The organism is Rhodococcus aerolatus (assembly GCF_054783215.1).
In genome coordinates this window covers 42,704-56,273 of sequence record NZ_BAAGQZ010000001.1, presented here as the reverse complement: position 1 = coordinate 56,273, position 13,570 = coordinate 42,704, and the positions used below count along the sequence as shown (strand labels likewise).

Below are 13,570 nucleotides of genomic sequence, written 5' to 3'. Positions count from 1 at the left end.
TGCATCGGCCGCCCCGTCGCCGTGGTGGTCACTGGTCGACCGCCACGTCGACGGCGGCGAGCATCACATGCGCCAGCTCGGCGGCTTCGCCAAGTCGCAGCAACACTGCTGAGCCGGCCACCGGGTACACCAGGCCTCCGGGCCCCTGCGACCATCGAGTGAGGCGCACGACAGGCTCGGGGTCGGTTCGAAACCGCTGCACCAGCTCGGCCTCGACGTAGGGCAGCGTCATTCCATCCTCGGCGTCGTGGCCGGGCAAACGGCCCTGGCGGCCCTCACGTGCGACGACCCGCACGGGTGTGCTGCGGTGCTGCTGGTCGCTTCCCAGCGCCGAGGCGAGGTGCTGGCCAACGTCGGCGCACCAGGCGGGACAGGGGGTGGCGAACGGGTTGGCCTCGCCGGTCGCGGCGCTGGTCGCGGCCGTCGACGCTGTCGACCTGGCCTACCAGATCTCGGCGTAGCTCTTCGTCTCGTCGGTGCTGCTCAGTACGTTCTGCGCAGGGTTCATCGTCACGGGTGCCTCCGTTGTCGGTGTGCTCTAGGCCCCGGTCGAATGGTTCGAACGGGCGCGACACGAGGGCCAAAACGAAGAAGGCCCCCGACCGCATACTCGCTGGTCAGGGGCCTAAAACGACTGGTGCGCGATACTGGGATTGAACCAGTTCAGGCGCAGGCTGCGGATACTGGACGCTACCAGGAATTTGGCACTCTGACCTGCACATTCGGTCATCAGTATCGCTTGACTGACGTGGACGCGAGTAGACGCATTGGTACCCTCATCCGACACGTAGCCGACACGACGGGACGCGGCGGATGGCACAGAAGCGCAGCTTTGGGCAGATCACTCGCCTGCCCAGTAAGCGATGGCGTGCCCGCTACACCGGCCCGGACGGCCGACTGCACAACGGGCCATCGACGTTCGACACCCGGGTCGACGCCGAGGCGTGGCTGACCGACGAACGTCGCGCCATCAGCGCCGGAAACTGGGCCCCGCCGCAGCTCCGTCACGCGATGACGGCACCGACCACGGTGGGGGAGTACGCGGACAGCTGGCTCGCGCGGCGGGACCTGAAGCCGCGCACCCAGTCGCACTACCGTGCGTTACTAGACCGCCTGATACTTCCCACGTTCGCCGACGCCGTGCTCGACGCGGTCACCCCGCGCCAGGTGGCCGACTGGCACCACATGCTCGGCACCGGCCAGCCGACGCTGCGCGCGCACGCATACGGGCTGCTCAAGGCGATCTACACGACCGCCGTCGCCGAGAACGAGTGCGCCACCAACCCATGCCGGGTACGTGGCGCAAGCACCACCAAGCGGGCCCGCCAGGTGCGCCCCGCGACCTTGGACGAACTTGCTGCGGTTGTAAGAGCGATGCCCGAGCAGTACCGGCTGCTGACCCTGCTCGCCGCCTGGTGCGCGCTGCGCTTCGGTGAACTGACCGAGCTGCGCCGCAAAGACGTCGACCTCGCCAACGACGTGCTGCACGTCCGCCGCGGTGTCGCCCGCGCTGATGGCGAGGTAATCGTGGGGATGCCAAAGTCCGACGCCGGCCGTCGGGACGTAGCGATCCCCCCACACCTTGTGCCGATGCTGCGCGAGCACTTGGGTAGCAGCATCGCTGGGGGCCGTGAGCGCCTGCTCTTCCCCGCCGTGGGTGACCCGACCAAGCACCTTGCACCCGCGACCCTCTACCGCCCGTTCTACGTGGCTCGCGACGCGGCGGGACGGCCAGACTTGCGTTGGCACGACCTGCGGCACACCGGGGCCGTCCTTGCGGCTAGCACAGGTGCCACCCTGGCTGAACTGATGGCTCGCCTGGGGCACTCCACCCCGCAAGCTGCGCTGCGCTATCAGCACGCCGCCGCCGGGCGTGACCGCCAGATCGCCGCGGCTCTGTCCGCGCTGGCGAACTCGCAGGAGTAGCGAGTCAACGCGTCGTTGGTGACGTGGCCTGCTGGCTCGCGAACTACTGCGGCACCTAAGACGCCGCTGCCGTTCACGCTGGTTGGGAAAAGAGTGAACCGCCCCGGCATGTCCGGAGACTCAGCCGTCTGAGACTCCGGCGGTCGCCAGGGCCTGTCGTTGAGCGTAGTGAGCTGCCTCTGCCTGGGCCGGTGGAATGTCGCCGCAGTGCTGGTAGAGGCGTCGATGGTTGAACCAGTCGACCCACTCGGCCGTGGCGACTTCAACCTGGTCGACGGTCCGCCACGGCCCTCGAGGCTTGATCAACTCGGTCTTGTAGAGGCCGTTGATGGTCTCGGCCAGTGCGTTGTCGTAGGAGGAGCCGACCGCCCCGGTGGAGGGTCGGATGCCATCGGCGGCCAGCCGCTGGCTGTAGGCCAGCGAGGTGTACTGACTCCCGTGATCGTGGTGTGCGACCACGCCGTTGACGTGGCGGCCTTCGCGGGCGCGGGTCCACACCGCGTGGTCGAGGGCGTCGAGCACGAGCTGGGCGGTCATCGTGGTCGCTGATCGCCAGCCGATGATGCGGCGGGCGTAGGCGTCGATGACGAAGGCGACGTAGACCCAGCCGGCCCAGGTCGAGACGTAGGTGAAGTCCGCGACCCACAAACGGTCCGGTGCGGTCGGGGCGAACCGGCGCTGGACCAGGTCAGCTGCCCGATCTGCGGCGGGATCAGCGATGGTGGTGCGCTTGACCTTGCCTCGGCGGGCGCCGGTGAGCTCGAGGTGGCCCATCAGGCGCTCCACGGTGCACCGAGCGATCGGTGGCGCGCCGGCGGGGCGTTCCCGGTTCAAGGTCAGCCAGACCTTGCGGGCGCCGTAGACGCCGTAGTTGGCGGCGTGCACCCGGGCGATCTCGGTGGCCAGCTGGGCGTCTCGCACCGCCCGCTTGGACACGGTGCCGGTGCGGTGTTCGTAGTAGGTCGTGGGGGCGATCTTGGCGCCCAGCTCGGTGAGCTGGGCGCAGATCGTCTCGACCCCCCAACGCAGCCCATCTGGTTGCTCACCGACATGGCTGTCGATGAACTCCACGATCAGCGGGATGGCCGGTCGAGCTCGGCCGCGAAGAAAGCCGACGCCGCCTTCAAGATCCCATTCGCCCGCTTGAGCTCGGCGTTCTCTCGCCGCAGCCGCTTGACCTCCGCAGTCTCCTCGCTGGTCACCCCGGGCCGCTCGCCGTCGTCGACCTGGGCTTGGCGGCACCACTTGCGCACCGTCTCCGCCGTGCCGATGCCCAGCAGCTCGGCGACCCGGCCCATTGCTGCCCACTCAGAGTCGTGGTCCGCTCGGACGTCGGCGACCATCCGCACCGCCCGCTCACGCAGCTCCGCGGGGTACCTCGTGGTCGATCTTCCTGCCATGACTCCATCCTTCCCAAGGGACGGAGTCTCCGGACATGCCGGGGCGGTTCACCTCGTGTGCGGGGCTGTTGTGCGACTGCCCACCCACACCACCTGCCGGAGTCGGTGCGAGATCGAAACCAAGTCCGTCGCCTCAGAAGTGACTGGGGCCGGCGGCGTGGACACCTCCATAGGCAGCTACGGACTGGCGAGCTCGGCGAGGGGTGAGCGCCGGTGCGTCCAGGATCTCGGCCGAGCCGACCAGCCATCGGGACGGGTCCGGGTCACGCCGGCCGCGGACCCGCCGGCTCGGCGACACCGGTCCATACCTCGACCATCTCGTGCACGAGGCCGTTGCGCAGGGTGAGGAAGGTTGCGACGTGAAAGTGCTGCAGGGTGACGTCGGTGCCGCTGGTGACGTGGATCCGCCCCGCGCCACGGTCCCCGTCGCCGACGCAGTCCTCGAGGACGTAGCGCGAAAACCGGGGTACTCGGAGTTCAGCCGCACCCACGCGCCCCCCTCGAAGCACTCACCGGTGTGTCTCTCGCCCCGGGATTAATGGAGGCTCTGAGTCCACAGAGATGAGAGATGTGGCAGCACCGAGGAAGTTCCCGGAGGAGCTGCGTGAGCGGTCGATCCGGTTGGTCTTGGAGGCGGAGTCGGACCCGGGGACGCGGACGGGGCGGCGCAGCGGATCGGGGCGCAGCTCGGCATCAACGTCGACACGTTGCATGGCTGGGTCATGTAGGCCGAGATCGACGGGTGGGAGTCGGCCGGGGACGACGAGCAGCGATGCCGAGCGGCTGGCGGGGATGGAGCGGGAGGCCCCGGAGCTGCGTCGGGCGAACGCGATCTTGCGGTCGGCATGGCTTTCTCCGCAGCATTGCTGAACCGCCGACAGCGATGACCGTCAAGAATATCGACGCCCACCGCGCCGAGTTCGGGGTCGAGTCGATCTACCCGGTCCTGCAGATCGCCCCGAGCACCTACTACGCGGCCGAGGCCCGTCCGCCGTCGGCGCGGTCGGTCACCGACACGACCACCACCGCGGTGATCCGGTCGGTGCACGCGGCGACTACGGGGTCTGGGGGCCCGCAAGGTCCACGCCGCGCTGCGCCGGGCCGGTCACCGGGTCGGTGACCGGCCGATGGCCAGGTGCACCTGGAGCGGCTGATGCGCGACGCCGGGCTGTGCGGGATCACCCGGGCCAAGGGGCCGCGGACCACCGTGGCGGGCAACGGTCCGGACATCCGCCCAGACCGCGTGGACCGCCAGTTCACCGCGACCGCCCCCGAGCAGCTGTGGGTCGCCGACATCACCTACTGCTGCACCTACGCCGGCTGGGTCTACGCGGCGTCCGTGATCGACGTGTCCGCCCGAAAGGTGGTGGGCTGACAGCTCTCACGCAGTCTCCGCACCGACCTCGCCCTCGACGCCCTCGAGATGGGGTTGTGGACACCCCGCCGGCATGGCCACCACGCACCGAACTTTGTTCACCACAGAGACAAGGGCGTTCAGTACGTCGCCGTGCGGTACGTCGAGCGGCTCGCCGAGGCCGGCGCCGTCGCTCTGTCGGGTCCACCGGCGACTCCTACGACAACGCGTTGGCCGAGTTCAGCGACGGGCTCTACAAGACCGAGTTGATCAAACCACGGGACCCGTGGCGCACCCTCCATTTCGTGGAAATCGCCACCGCCGAGTGGGTCGACTGGTTCAACCACCGCCGCCTCTAAGAGTTCTGCGGCGACATCCCACCGGCCGACCTCGAGGACGCCTACTACCGTCGAGACCGGGCCCAGCAGGATGCCGAGCACACGCAGCACTGAGGCTCCGGACTGCCCGGGGGCGGTTCACCGAGGTACCAGCGCAACCGGGCGGACGACCGCGGGCTACCCGGTCAGTGCGCCCCTCGCGCGTCGCGTCCCAGTCGAGCTCCCACCCCACGGGGTGACCGCGCGACATCCACCTCGTGGCCGCAGTCGGCTGTGAGTCCAGAACCGCGCACCAGGGCGCAGCAGCGCTGCGACCTCGGCTCGGCCCATGCTCTCTCGTCACCCCGCCCGTCCCTGACCGGACGGCAGGACAGGACTGGGCCAAGTCCGAGGCAGTGAGCCTCGGGTCGCTCGTGCGAGGATCGGGCGTTCTCAACGGGCGATTCTCGTGGTGTGGGAGGCAAGACGTGGTGAGGACGAAGGTCCTGGCGATCGTCATGACCGTGCTGCTGGTGGCCTACCTCGCCTTTACCGGTCAGCGCGGGGTGGCTTTGGTGGGCACCGGCACCGGCGTGGGTGTCGTGCTCGGCCTCGCGGTGCTGGTGCTGCCGCTGCTCGGGGTGTGGATGGTGGTGGCCACCTACCGCCAGGGCACGCGCAACCAGCACCTGGCCCGGCGGCTGCACGATGAGGGCGGCCTGCCCGACACCAGCGAGCTGCCGCGCCGGCCGTCCGGGCGGATCGTGCGCGACGCGGCCGACGAGTACTTCGCCGAGCGTCTCGCCGAGTACGAGGCGGCGCCGGAGGACTGGCGGACCACCTACCGGCTGGCCGTTGCCTACGACACGGCCGGGGACCGCAGCCGCGCGCGGGGGACCCTGCGACGGGCGGTCGACCTCGAGGCCGCCGAGCGGGCCGGCTCGTAGCCGCCAGGGGGAATACCGGAGCCTGCCGCGTTCGGGCAGGCTCCGGGCCCGTTTACGCGGCTGAGGTCGTGCGGCTCGTTCGCCGGGCCAGCCAGGTGACGGCGGGGTAGCCGGTGATCAGGCCGAGCACGATCCCGACCTGCATGAGGAACCAGAAGGCGGCGTCGGTGGCCGGGGGCATGAGCCCGTTGAAGTGCAGCACCAGCATCCAGCCACCCATGCCGACGTCGAACGCGAGCACCGTCAGCACCGCGACCAGCACCGCAGTCCCCACTGGAACCGCTCCTGGCCGGCGGGAGGCCCGCTCGTACCCGACGAGGAGCACCGTCGCGAGGACAGCGATGACGATGATCATCACCCAGAGGTCGATGCCTGCGATGGTGAGGCCCGACAGGACGACCAACGGCACCCCGACCAGGTGGGCTGCGGCGGAGGCGGTGCCGCCGGCGAGCCCGGCAGCCGCACGCGGCTCCGTGCCCGGGCTGGGCGTGGCGGCGTCCGCCGCGGCTCGGGTGGTGCGGTTGTAGAAGGCCAGGGCCAGCGGACCCAGGTAGAGCGCGGACCCGATCCACACGAGCTCGGTGGCGACCGTGCCCCGGCGGTGGTCGCGGCCGTAGATGTCGACGCCGATGGCGGCGGCGCTCACCACCGCCAGGGTGAGGAACACCCACGCGAGCGGGGTGAGCCAGGAGGGCAGGGCAGAGCCCATCGTCATGGTCATGGTTGGTGCACGTCCTTCGATCAGGTGTGTCGAGGCCGCGCGGGTGGTCACCGCGGCGTTCGACGAGGTCTGAGGCGCCCGGTGCGACGCACCGGACGGTGGGTGGTCCCGGGGAGGGAGCCACCGAGAGGAGCCCTGGTCCTGTGACCTGGGCGACCTGTCAGACCCTGATGATCGAGAGCTGGTGGAGCGTCGGGTGTGTCCACGACGGGGGGGAACGGCCGGGCCGTCGAGCGCCCGTCAGCCGTGGCAGGCCGCCGCCCCCGTCCGCGCGGCCGGTGCGGCGGATCCCGATGGCAAACAGCAGCGCCGCGGTGAGCACGAGGACGGCGAGGCAGGTGGTCATCGCGCCGGGCGTGCAGTCCCCGACGCACCTCGCCGACATGGTGGCTGCTGTGCCGACGTGTGGGCCGGCGGTCTCGCTCGTCGTCATCCCGGGCATCCCAGACATGGCAGCGGGGGTCGATGCGGCTGGGCGATCGGGTCCGGCCAGGACCAGGCACATCAGGACCACGGCGACGGCCAGAGCCAGGACCACGACACGGCGAGCCCCTCGGCGGCGCGTCGACGCGGGCGGGGGCACCGCAGGACAGTAGCGAGACCGGGCCGGCGGGGCAGGCTCGGTGGGTCGGCGACGGGACAGCCGCGGGCGACAGCACTCTCTGCCATCAGCGGAGCGGGTGCGGGCAGGCCCGGAGCCGCCTGGCGACGGTGTCCGGCACGCGGCTGACACGGCCCCACCGGTGCGTGGTGCGTGACCGCGGGAACCGGCTCGAGGTGGCGTGGCCAGGCAAGTCGTGCGCGGGCTTGGCGTCGGCCCCCTCGGCGCCGGCGAGGTCGGTGGCCCCGCTGTCGGCGATGGTGGCTGCACCCGGCGGCGAGCTCGTGGTTCGCATCGTCGACGGCTCCGGTGTGGTGTGACCGCGCCGCCGGGGTGGGTGCGCTGCGGAGGCCGTTGACTTGGACCGTCAATGGTGCTCGTGTACACCTGCCCGGCGTTCGGAATCCCGGTGAGAACCCGGAACGGTCGCGCCACTGTGGACGACGCTCCGCGTCGCAAGTCAGACCTGGCGCTGGGGTCCTGCCCGGAACGCCGTATTCCACCTGGAGAAGAGCATGTCCTACGCCGTCCCCACCACCCGCCCGATCGCGTTGCCAGTCATCCCGCTGCGCGCCGTCGCGCCGTGGCTGGCCTTCGCCGCGTTCTTGCTGCTGGCCATCTACTTCGTCGCCGCCGACCAGGGGGCCACCGCGGTCATCCCCGGGGAGACGCTGCACGAGTTCGTGCACGACGCCCGCCACCTGCTCGGCTTCCCCTGCCACTAGGGCGGGGGAGATCACCGTGGTGCGGACCCTGCTGCTGCGCGGGATGCTGGCCGGTCTCGCCGCTGGCGTTCTCGCGTTCGTCGTCGCCCGCCTCGTCGGCGAGGGCCCGCTCTCGGCAGGCATCGCGTTCGAGGAGGCCGGTGAGCACACCCACGACGGACCGGAGCTGGTGAGCCGGACCGTCCAGACGACCCTGGGGCTAGCGACCGGCACCGTCGTCCTGGGGGTGGCGCTCGGTGGGTTGTTCGCGCTCGGCTACGCCGTGGCCCAGGGCCGGCTCGGCACGCTGGGGCCCCGGGGAACGGCGTTGCTCGTCGCGGCGTGCGGTTTCCTCGCACTGCACGTGCTGCCCGCGCTGAAGTACCCGGCCAACCCTCCCGGCTCCACGGACTCGGACACCATCGGCTTCCGCACCGGCTGGTACTTCGTGCTGGTGCTGCTCAGCATCGTCGTGGTGGTTGGCGCGCTGGTGGCCGCGCGGCGGCTCGCCCCGGCTGTCGGTGGCTGGGACGCCGGTCTGCTGGCGGTGGCTGGCGCGGTCGTCGTGCTGGCCGCGGCCTACCTCGTGCTGCCCACCGTCAACGAGACCCCGGAAGGCTTCCCCGCCGGCGCACTCTGGGACTTCCGGATGGCCTCAAGCGCGGTGCAGCTCACCCTGTGGGCAACCATCGGCCTCGTCTTTGGTTTCGTCACCGACCGGGCCATCCGTGCCCGCAGCGGGGAGCACCCGGCGGCCGCGCAAGCGTGAGCACCGCCCGGCTGGCCCTGGTCAGCCACGGGATGACCGCCGCACTGCGGGCGGCTCGCTTCCCGCACGACGAGCCGCTCGAGGACCGCGCGCTCACCGCCGCCCGGTCCGCGGTCGGCCTCCTGCGAACACCGCAGCACGCACACCACGACGGGTCCGTGCGCACCGTGCAGACCGCGGAGGCGCTGGGTCTGGCCGCCACGCCCGAGCCGGCACTGGCCGACCTCGACGTCGGGAGGTGGCGCGGCCGGAGCCTCGGCGAGGTCGACCCGACGGAACTGGCCCGCTGGGTGACGGACACGAGCGCGGCGCCGCACGGCGGTGAGTCCGTCGACCACCTGCTCGAGCGGGTCGCGGGCTGGCTCGACACCCTGGGGCCCGGCACGACGGTGGCGGTCACCCACCCCGCCGTCGTCCGGGCGGCGGTGGTGGGCGTGCTCCGGGCGGAGCGGCTCTCGTTCTGGCGGGTCGATGTCTCCCCGCTGAGCACCACCACGCTGCACGGACGCGACGGCCGGTGGACCCTGCGCACGGCCTGCGAGCCGCTGACCCGTGCGTCGCGACGACGGACCTGACTACGCGTCCACCAACCCCGCACACCCGGCGCGCACCGGGTCGAGCACCTCTTGGTCAGCGGGCCGGGACGACTGCGCGCACAGGGAGGCCGACCTGCTGGGCAGGTTCGGGCAGCTGCTGGTCGTTCACCCGCCGCCCTGCGCGGATGCCGTTGGCAATGACGAGCACCTCGGCGAGCTCGTGGGTGACGATGACGGTCCCGAGGCTGAGCACTCCGAGGGCGGCGAGCGGGATCAGCACGACGAGGATGGCAGCCGACAGGGCGAGGCTCTGCAGCATGATCCGGCGGGCCCGCCGGGCGTGGGCGAGGACGCGGGGGAGCTGGGTGAGGCTCTCGCCCATGAGCGCGACGTCGGCGGTCTCGATGGCGACGTCGGTCCCCATCGCGCCCATCGCGATGCCCACGTCGGCGGTGGCGAGGGCGGGGGCGTCGTTGATGCCGTCGCCGACCATCGCGACCGCACCACGACCCCTGAGCTCGCCGATCAGGGTGGCCTTGTCCTCGGGTCGCAGCTCGGCGTGGACCTCGTCGATCCCCGCCTGTCGTGCGACGAACTCGGCGGTGCGCGGGTTGTCGCCGGTGAGCATGGCCGTCCGGATCCCCGCGGCGGAGAGCTGGCCGAGGACATCGTGGGCCTCGGGGCGCAGCTCGTCGCGGATGGCGATCGCCCCCAGCAGCTCCCCGCCCCGTTCCACGAGGACGACGGTGGCCCCGGCGTGCTGGTGGGTGGTCACGGTGTCGAGGAGGGGACCGGGGTCGATCATCCCGGGCTTGCCGAGACGGGCTCCGACGCCGTCGACCACGCCGGCGACGCCTTGCCCGGCCAGGGCCTGCACGTCGTGCGCCGCGCCGGCGGGGCCGGCGGGCGCGTCGGCCTGGGCGGCCAGGACCGCCCCGGCGAGCGGGTGCTCGCTGTGCGCCTCCAGGGCGGCCGCGACGGCGAGCACGGTGCTGCGGTCCTGACCTGGGGCCGCCTCGATCGCGACGACCGCCGGCTGGTTTCGGGTCAGGGTCCCGGTCTTGTCCAGGGCCACCGTCCGGACCGAGCCGAGCGTCTCCAGCGCGGCACCGCCCTTGATCAGCACGCCCTGCCGGGTGGCCGAGCCGATGGCGGCGACGACCGTGACGGGGACCGCGATCGCGAACGCGCACGGGGAGGCGGCGACGAGCACCACCAGGGCGCGCTCGATCCAGGTCGCGGGGTCGCCGACGATCGACCCCAGCAGCGCGATGGCGGCGGCGGCGAGGAAGACGGTGGGCACGAGGGGCCGTGCCACTCGCGCGGCGAGCCGCTGGGCGGCCCCCTTGCGGTCCTGCGCCTCCTCGACGATGTGGACCACCCGGGCCAGCGAGTTCTCGGCGGTGGTGGCGGTCACCCGGATCTGGAGGACACCGCCACCGTTGATGGAGGCGGCCAGCACCTCCTGGCCGGGCTCGACCTCGGTGGGCATCGACTCCCCGGTGACGGCGGACGTGTCGATGGTGGATCGCCCGAGGACGACGACGCCGTCGGTGGCGAGCCGGTCCCCGGGCTTGACCACGAGCACGTCGTCGAGCGCGAGCTCCCCGGGGTCGACCTCGGTCTCGACGGGGCCGTCGGGCCCGCCGCGGAGCACCGTCGCCCGGGCGGGGACGAGGTCGAGCAGGGCGCGCAGTCCGCGGCGGGTGCGGTCGACCGCGTAATCCTCGAGCGCCTCGGCCAGCGAGAAGAGGAAGGCGAGCATCGCGGCCTCGTTGAGCTGGCCGAGTGCGACCGCGCCCACCATGGCCACCGTCATGAGGGTGCCGACGCCGATCCGTCGCCGCAGGAGGGCCCGCAGCGTCGCGGGCACGAACGTGGCGCCGCCCGCGACGATGGCCCCGAGCGCGAGCCCGGACGCGACGGGTCCTGTCGACCCGGCCGCCCACTGCACGGCCGAGGACGCCAGCCACAGCGCACCGGCGAGCGCGGCGAGCTGGACCGACCGTGCCTGCCACAGCGGACGCGCCGGGCTGTCGGGCGCCGCAGCAGGGGCGCTGCAGGTCGGGTCACCGCAACCGTCGCCGCCGGGGAGCTCACGCTCTGCGGTGGTGCTCGCCGCGCCGGTCTCGGCGGGCGGGCAGCAGCTGGAACCGTCTTGGCACGGCGCCGCCGGACCGGTGCCGAAGCCGACCGACGGGGCCGCAGGGCCGGGCCCAGAGCTCGTCAGCGCCAGCGTCCGCCGCCGCGACGTCGAGGAGGAGTCGTCCGGCCCGCAGCACGGCTCAGACATCAGAACCGGCCAGGGTCCGGACCGCGGCGGGTGCGGGGACGGTCACGGCGAGGAGCTGCCGGCCCAGGTCGGTGAGCTGGTGCATGACCAGCTTGCCATCCCGCCGCGACACCGCGAGCTCGGCGGAGCGCAGCACCCGGACGTGGTGTGACGCCAGGTTCTGACTCACCCCGCACACCCAGGCCAGGTCGCAGCCGCACAGCTCACCGCCCGCCTGCAGCGCGGCGGCGACCCGCAGCCGCTGCGGGTCACCCAGCGCCTTGTAGGCGGCAGCACCCGCCTGGGCCGTCCCGATCGGAGGGAGCTGGGCCCGGACCCGCTCGGCGTGGGGGAGGTCGAGGCACAGCAGCTCGCACCGGTCGTCTGTCATGGAGGTGACGATACAACGATCCAACAGAGGTTGGTACGACCGGCTGTCGTGACTCTGGGACGTCGATGGCGGTCCCGTGGTGCGTCGTGTGGCCGGGGTCTGACCACCGAGGGTGCAGTCGGCTCGGTGCTGCCAGGACTTAGCTGGTTCGTGCTGGCTGGCGGTCGTCGTGTCGGGACCCGGTCGGCGGCGCGGGGCCGAGCAGGGTGGCGGAGATCGCCGAGCCGACCACGATGAAGGTGGCCAGCCAGCCGAGGTGGGTGGTCAGGGCGACGGGCCAGTACATCGTGACCCCGACGCCCGCCGCCGCGGTGATCAGCAGCAGCAGGCCCGGCCACCAGATCCGGCGCACGGCCAGCACCAGGGTCGCGGCCGGTAGCCAGTAGGCGACCTGACTGGCGGTCCCCAGGTCGCGCACCGCGTCGGCCGGTCCCTGGGCGCCCGGCATTGCATCGACCCAGGGGCCGAAGAACATCGCGGTGCAGTGGAACACCAGCGCCAGGACGCTGAGGCCGGCCACGAGCAGCGCGGGCCGACCGATCGGCGTCGCGAGGCGGCCGAGCAGTGGGCGGTCCGCGAACCGGCGCGCCACCACGGCGAGCACTGCGACGGACAGCAGCGCGCCCCAAAAGATCGGCTGGTCCATTCTGCGAGCCTAGTTGGGGGTTCCTGCACCAGGGCTTCGCCTGGTTCCGCACGCCCGGCGTCGTCGTTCTCCGGGTCCGTCACCGACGACGCCACGGTCGACCGGGTCGGCAGCTGTTGGAGCGCAGTCTGAACCGCCCTGGGCATCCGGCGGCGTTCACCACACCCGCTGCCCAGGGACCAGCGGCGCAGCCGTCAGGCTGACCCGGACCCTGCTCACCGCGTCGGCCGGCGCCCGCCGGTGGACCGCCAACACCGAACGCATCACCGCCCTGGACACCTGGGTCGAGAACGACGACACCCACCGGGCCCGCAGCGCCCCGCCGGTCACCCGACTCACCGCGTGACTGGCACCAACGTCTCAGGTCATCACAGCTGCCCGGCGCGGGCGACAGCGGTGCGGACGTCGTCCGCGGTCCGGAACACCGCGGGGTCCCGCAGCCGCTCGACGCGGCCGCCCGGGCGCACCAGATAGCTCTGCGGCAGGACGCGGGGTGCACCCAAGGCGGCCAGCGAGGCGGAGTCGGGGTCCGTCAGGGACGGGTAGCGGATCCCGAGGTCCGCCAGCAGGGCGAGGGCGGAGGCGTCGTCGTCCTCCACGTCGACACCGAGCACCTCGATGGCTCCCGGGCTGTCGGCGTAGGACTGCAGTGCGGGCATCTCCGCCCGGCAGGGGCCGCACCAGGACGCCCACACGTTGAGCAGCACGGTCCGCCCACCGACCGTCGTTCCCAGGTCGGTCTTGACTCCGTCGCCGAGGCAGGTCACCGGGACCCCGACGAGGACACCCGGGCCGGATCCCGCCGTGGGCGCAGGACACGGGACCAGCCCAGCGGGGGAACGCTGGGTGTCGAGGCTCCCCCCGCTGCGGGCCTCGGCGGTCGAGGTGCTCACCGGTGCGGCCCGTGGTCCGGTCGGCGCGGTGGACCGCGTGGCCAGCCCGTAGCCCACGGCTGCAAGGACGATGACCGCGACGATCGTGGCGAC

12 protein-coding genes and 2 pseudogenes are annotated in these 13,570 nt (G+C 72.1%); 6 read left to right on the top strand and 8 right to left on the bottom strand.

Annotated elements, in window-relative coordinates; translation table 11 throughout:
• Positions 1 to 28: 28 nt before the first annotated feature.
• Positions 29 to 391 (bottom strand): annotated as a pseudogene (locus ACYVOF_RS00300) (hypothetical protein); the annotation flags it as partial.
• Between the two features lie 422 nt (positions 392 to 813).
• Here ACYVOF_RS00300 and ACYVOF_RS00295 point away from each other — a divergent pair.
• A complete protein-coding gene (locus ACYVOF_RS00295; protein ID WP_460863207.1) occupies positions 814 to 1,926 on the top strand; it encodes a tyrosine-type recombinase/integrase in 1,113 nt (370 codons plus the stop codon).
• Positions 1,927 to 2,046: 120 nt separating this feature from the next.
• Here ACYVOF_RS00295 and ACYVOF_RS00290 read toward each other — a convergent pair.
• Positions 2,047 to 3,326, bottom strand: a protein-coding gene (locus tag ACYVOF_RS00290; RefSeq protein ID WP_460863204.1) for an IS3 family transposase whose coding sequence is annotated in 2 segments (ribosomal slippage) — positions 2,047 to 3,038 and positions 3,038 to 3,326 — 1,281 coding nt in all. Because the reading frame shifts where the segments join, the coding sequence is not laid out codon by codon here.
• 263 nt (positions 3,327 to 3,589) lie between these two features.
• Positions 3,590 to 3,817, bottom strand: coding sequence for a hypothetical protein (locus tag ACYVOF_RS00285; protein ID WP_460863203.1), 228 nt, complete (start codon positions 3,815 to 3,817; stop codon positions 3,590 to 3,592).
• 70 nt (positions 3,818 to 3,887) lie between these two features.
• Between ACYVOF_RS00285 and ACYVOF_RS00280 the strand changes: the two are divergent.
• Positions 3,888 to 5,132: pseudogene (locus ACYVOF_RS00280) on the top strand (IS3 family transposase).
• Between the two features lie 353 nt (positions 5,133 to 5,485).
• Complete coding sequence (locus ACYVOF_RS00275; RefSeq protein WP_460863201.1) at positions 5,486 to 5,944, top strand: hypothetical protein; 459 nt, start codon at positions 5,486 to 5,488, stop codon at positions 5,942 to 5,944.
• Between the two features lie 52 nt (positions 5,945 to 5,996).
• Here the strand turns inward: ACYVOF_RS00275 and ACYVOF_RS00270 are convergent, their stop codons facing one another.
• A complete protein-coding gene (locus ACYVOF_RS00270; protein ID WP_460863199.1) occupies positions 5,997 to 6,659 on the bottom strand; it encodes a DUF4396 domain-containing protein in 663 nt (220 codons plus the stop codon).
• A 1,122-nt stretch (positions 6,660 to 7,781) separates the two neighbouring features.
• Between ACYVOF_RS00270 and ACYVOF_RS00265 the strand changes: the two genes are divergently transcribed.
• The 3 genes from ACYVOF_RS00265 to ACYVOF_RS00255 are packed head-to-tail and all read left to right on the top strand — an operon-like array spanning position 7,782 to position 9,314.
• Positions 7,782 to 7,991: a CbtB domain-containing protein gene (locus ACYVOF_RS00265; RefSeq protein ID WP_460863197.1), complete on the top strand. Its 210-nt coding sequence runs from the start codon at positions 7,782 to 7,784 to the stop codon at positions 7,989 to 7,991.
• 16 nt (positions 7,992 to 8,007) lie between these two features.
• The gene (locus tag ACYVOF_RS00260) at positions 8,008 to 8,739 is read left to right on the top strand and encodes a CbtA family protein (RefSeq protein WP_460863195.1); all 732 of its coding nucleotides are present in this window, start codon (positions 8,008 to 8,010) and stop codon (positions 8,737 to 8,739) included.
• Positions 8,736 to 9,314, top strand: coding sequence for a histidine phosphatase family protein (locus ACYVOF_RS00255; RefSeq protein WP_460863194.1), 579 nt, complete (start codon positions 8,736 to 8,738; stop codon positions 9,312 to 9,314). Before ACYVOF_RS00260 ends, ACYVOF_RS00255 begins: the two co-directional genes overlap by 4 nt.
• A gap of 55 nt (positions 9,315 to 9,369) precedes the next feature.
• Here the strand turns inward: ACYVOF_RS00255 and ACYVOF_RS00250 are convergent, their stop codons facing one another.
• The 4 genes from ACYVOF_RS00250 to ACYVOF_RS00235 all read right to left on the bottom strand — a co-directional run bounded on the left by ACYVOF_RS00250 (position 9,370) and on the right by ACYVOF_RS00235 (position 13,477).
• Positions 9,370 to 11,568: a heavy metal translocating P-type ATPase gene (locus ACYVOF_RS00250; protein WP_460863192.1), complete on the bottom strand. Its 2,199-nt coding sequence runs from the start codon at positions 11,566 to 11,568 to the stop codon at positions 9,370 to 9,372.
• Entirely contained in the window at positions 11,561 to 11,938 is a 378-nt protein-coding gene (locus ACYVOF_RS00245; RefSeq protein WP_460863191.1) for an ArsR/SmtB family transcription factor, read from the bottom strand. Before ACYVOF_RS00245 ends, ACYVOF_RS00250 begins: the two co-directional genes overlap by 8 nt.
• A gap of 139 nt (positions 11,939 to 12,077) precedes the next feature.
• Entirely contained in the window at positions 12,078 to 12,584 is a 507-nt protein-coding gene (locus tag ACYVOF_RS00240; RefSeq protein WP_460863189.1) for a hypothetical protein, read from the bottom strand.
• Positions 12,585 to 12,952: 368 nt separating this feature from the next.
• Positions 12,953 to 13,477, bottom strand: a complete 525-nt coding sequence (locus tag ACYVOF_RS00235; RefSeq protein WP_460863187.1) for a TlpA family protein disulfide reductase — start codon at positions 13,475 to 13,477, stop codon at positions 12,953 to 12,955.
• Positions 13,478 to 13,570 lie beyond the last annotated feature (93 nt).

What these genes read in the sequence shown, in the direction of transcription:
- ACYVOF_RS00250 (WP_460863192.1), bottom strand. Translation starts at nt 11,568, where the DNA reads ATGTCTGAGCCGTGCTGCGGGCCGGACGACTCCTCCTCGACGTCGCGG.
- ACYVOF_RS00295 (WP_460863207.1), top strand. Translation starts at nt 814, where the DNA reads ATGGCACAGAAGCGCAGCTTTGGGCAGATCACTCGCCTGCCCAGTAAG.
- ACYVOF_RS00240 (WP_460863189.1), bottom strand. Translation starts at nt 12,584, where the DNA reads ATGGACCAGCCGATCTTTTGGGGCGCGCTGCTGTCCGTCGCAGTGCTC.
- ACYVOF_RS00270 (WP_460863199.1), bottom strand. Translation starts at nt 6,659, where the DNA reads ATGACGATGGGCTCTGCCCTGCCCTCCTGGCTCACCCCGCTCGCGTGG.
- ACYVOF_RS00245 (WP_460863191.1), bottom strand. Translation starts at nt 11,938, where the DNA reads ATGACAGACGACCGGTGCGAGCTGCTGTGCCTCGACCTCCCCCACGCC.
- ACYVOF_RS00265 (WP_460863197.1), top strand. Translation starts at nt 7,782, where the DNA reads ATGTCCTACGCCGTCCCCACCACCCGCCCGATCGCGTTGCCAGTCATC.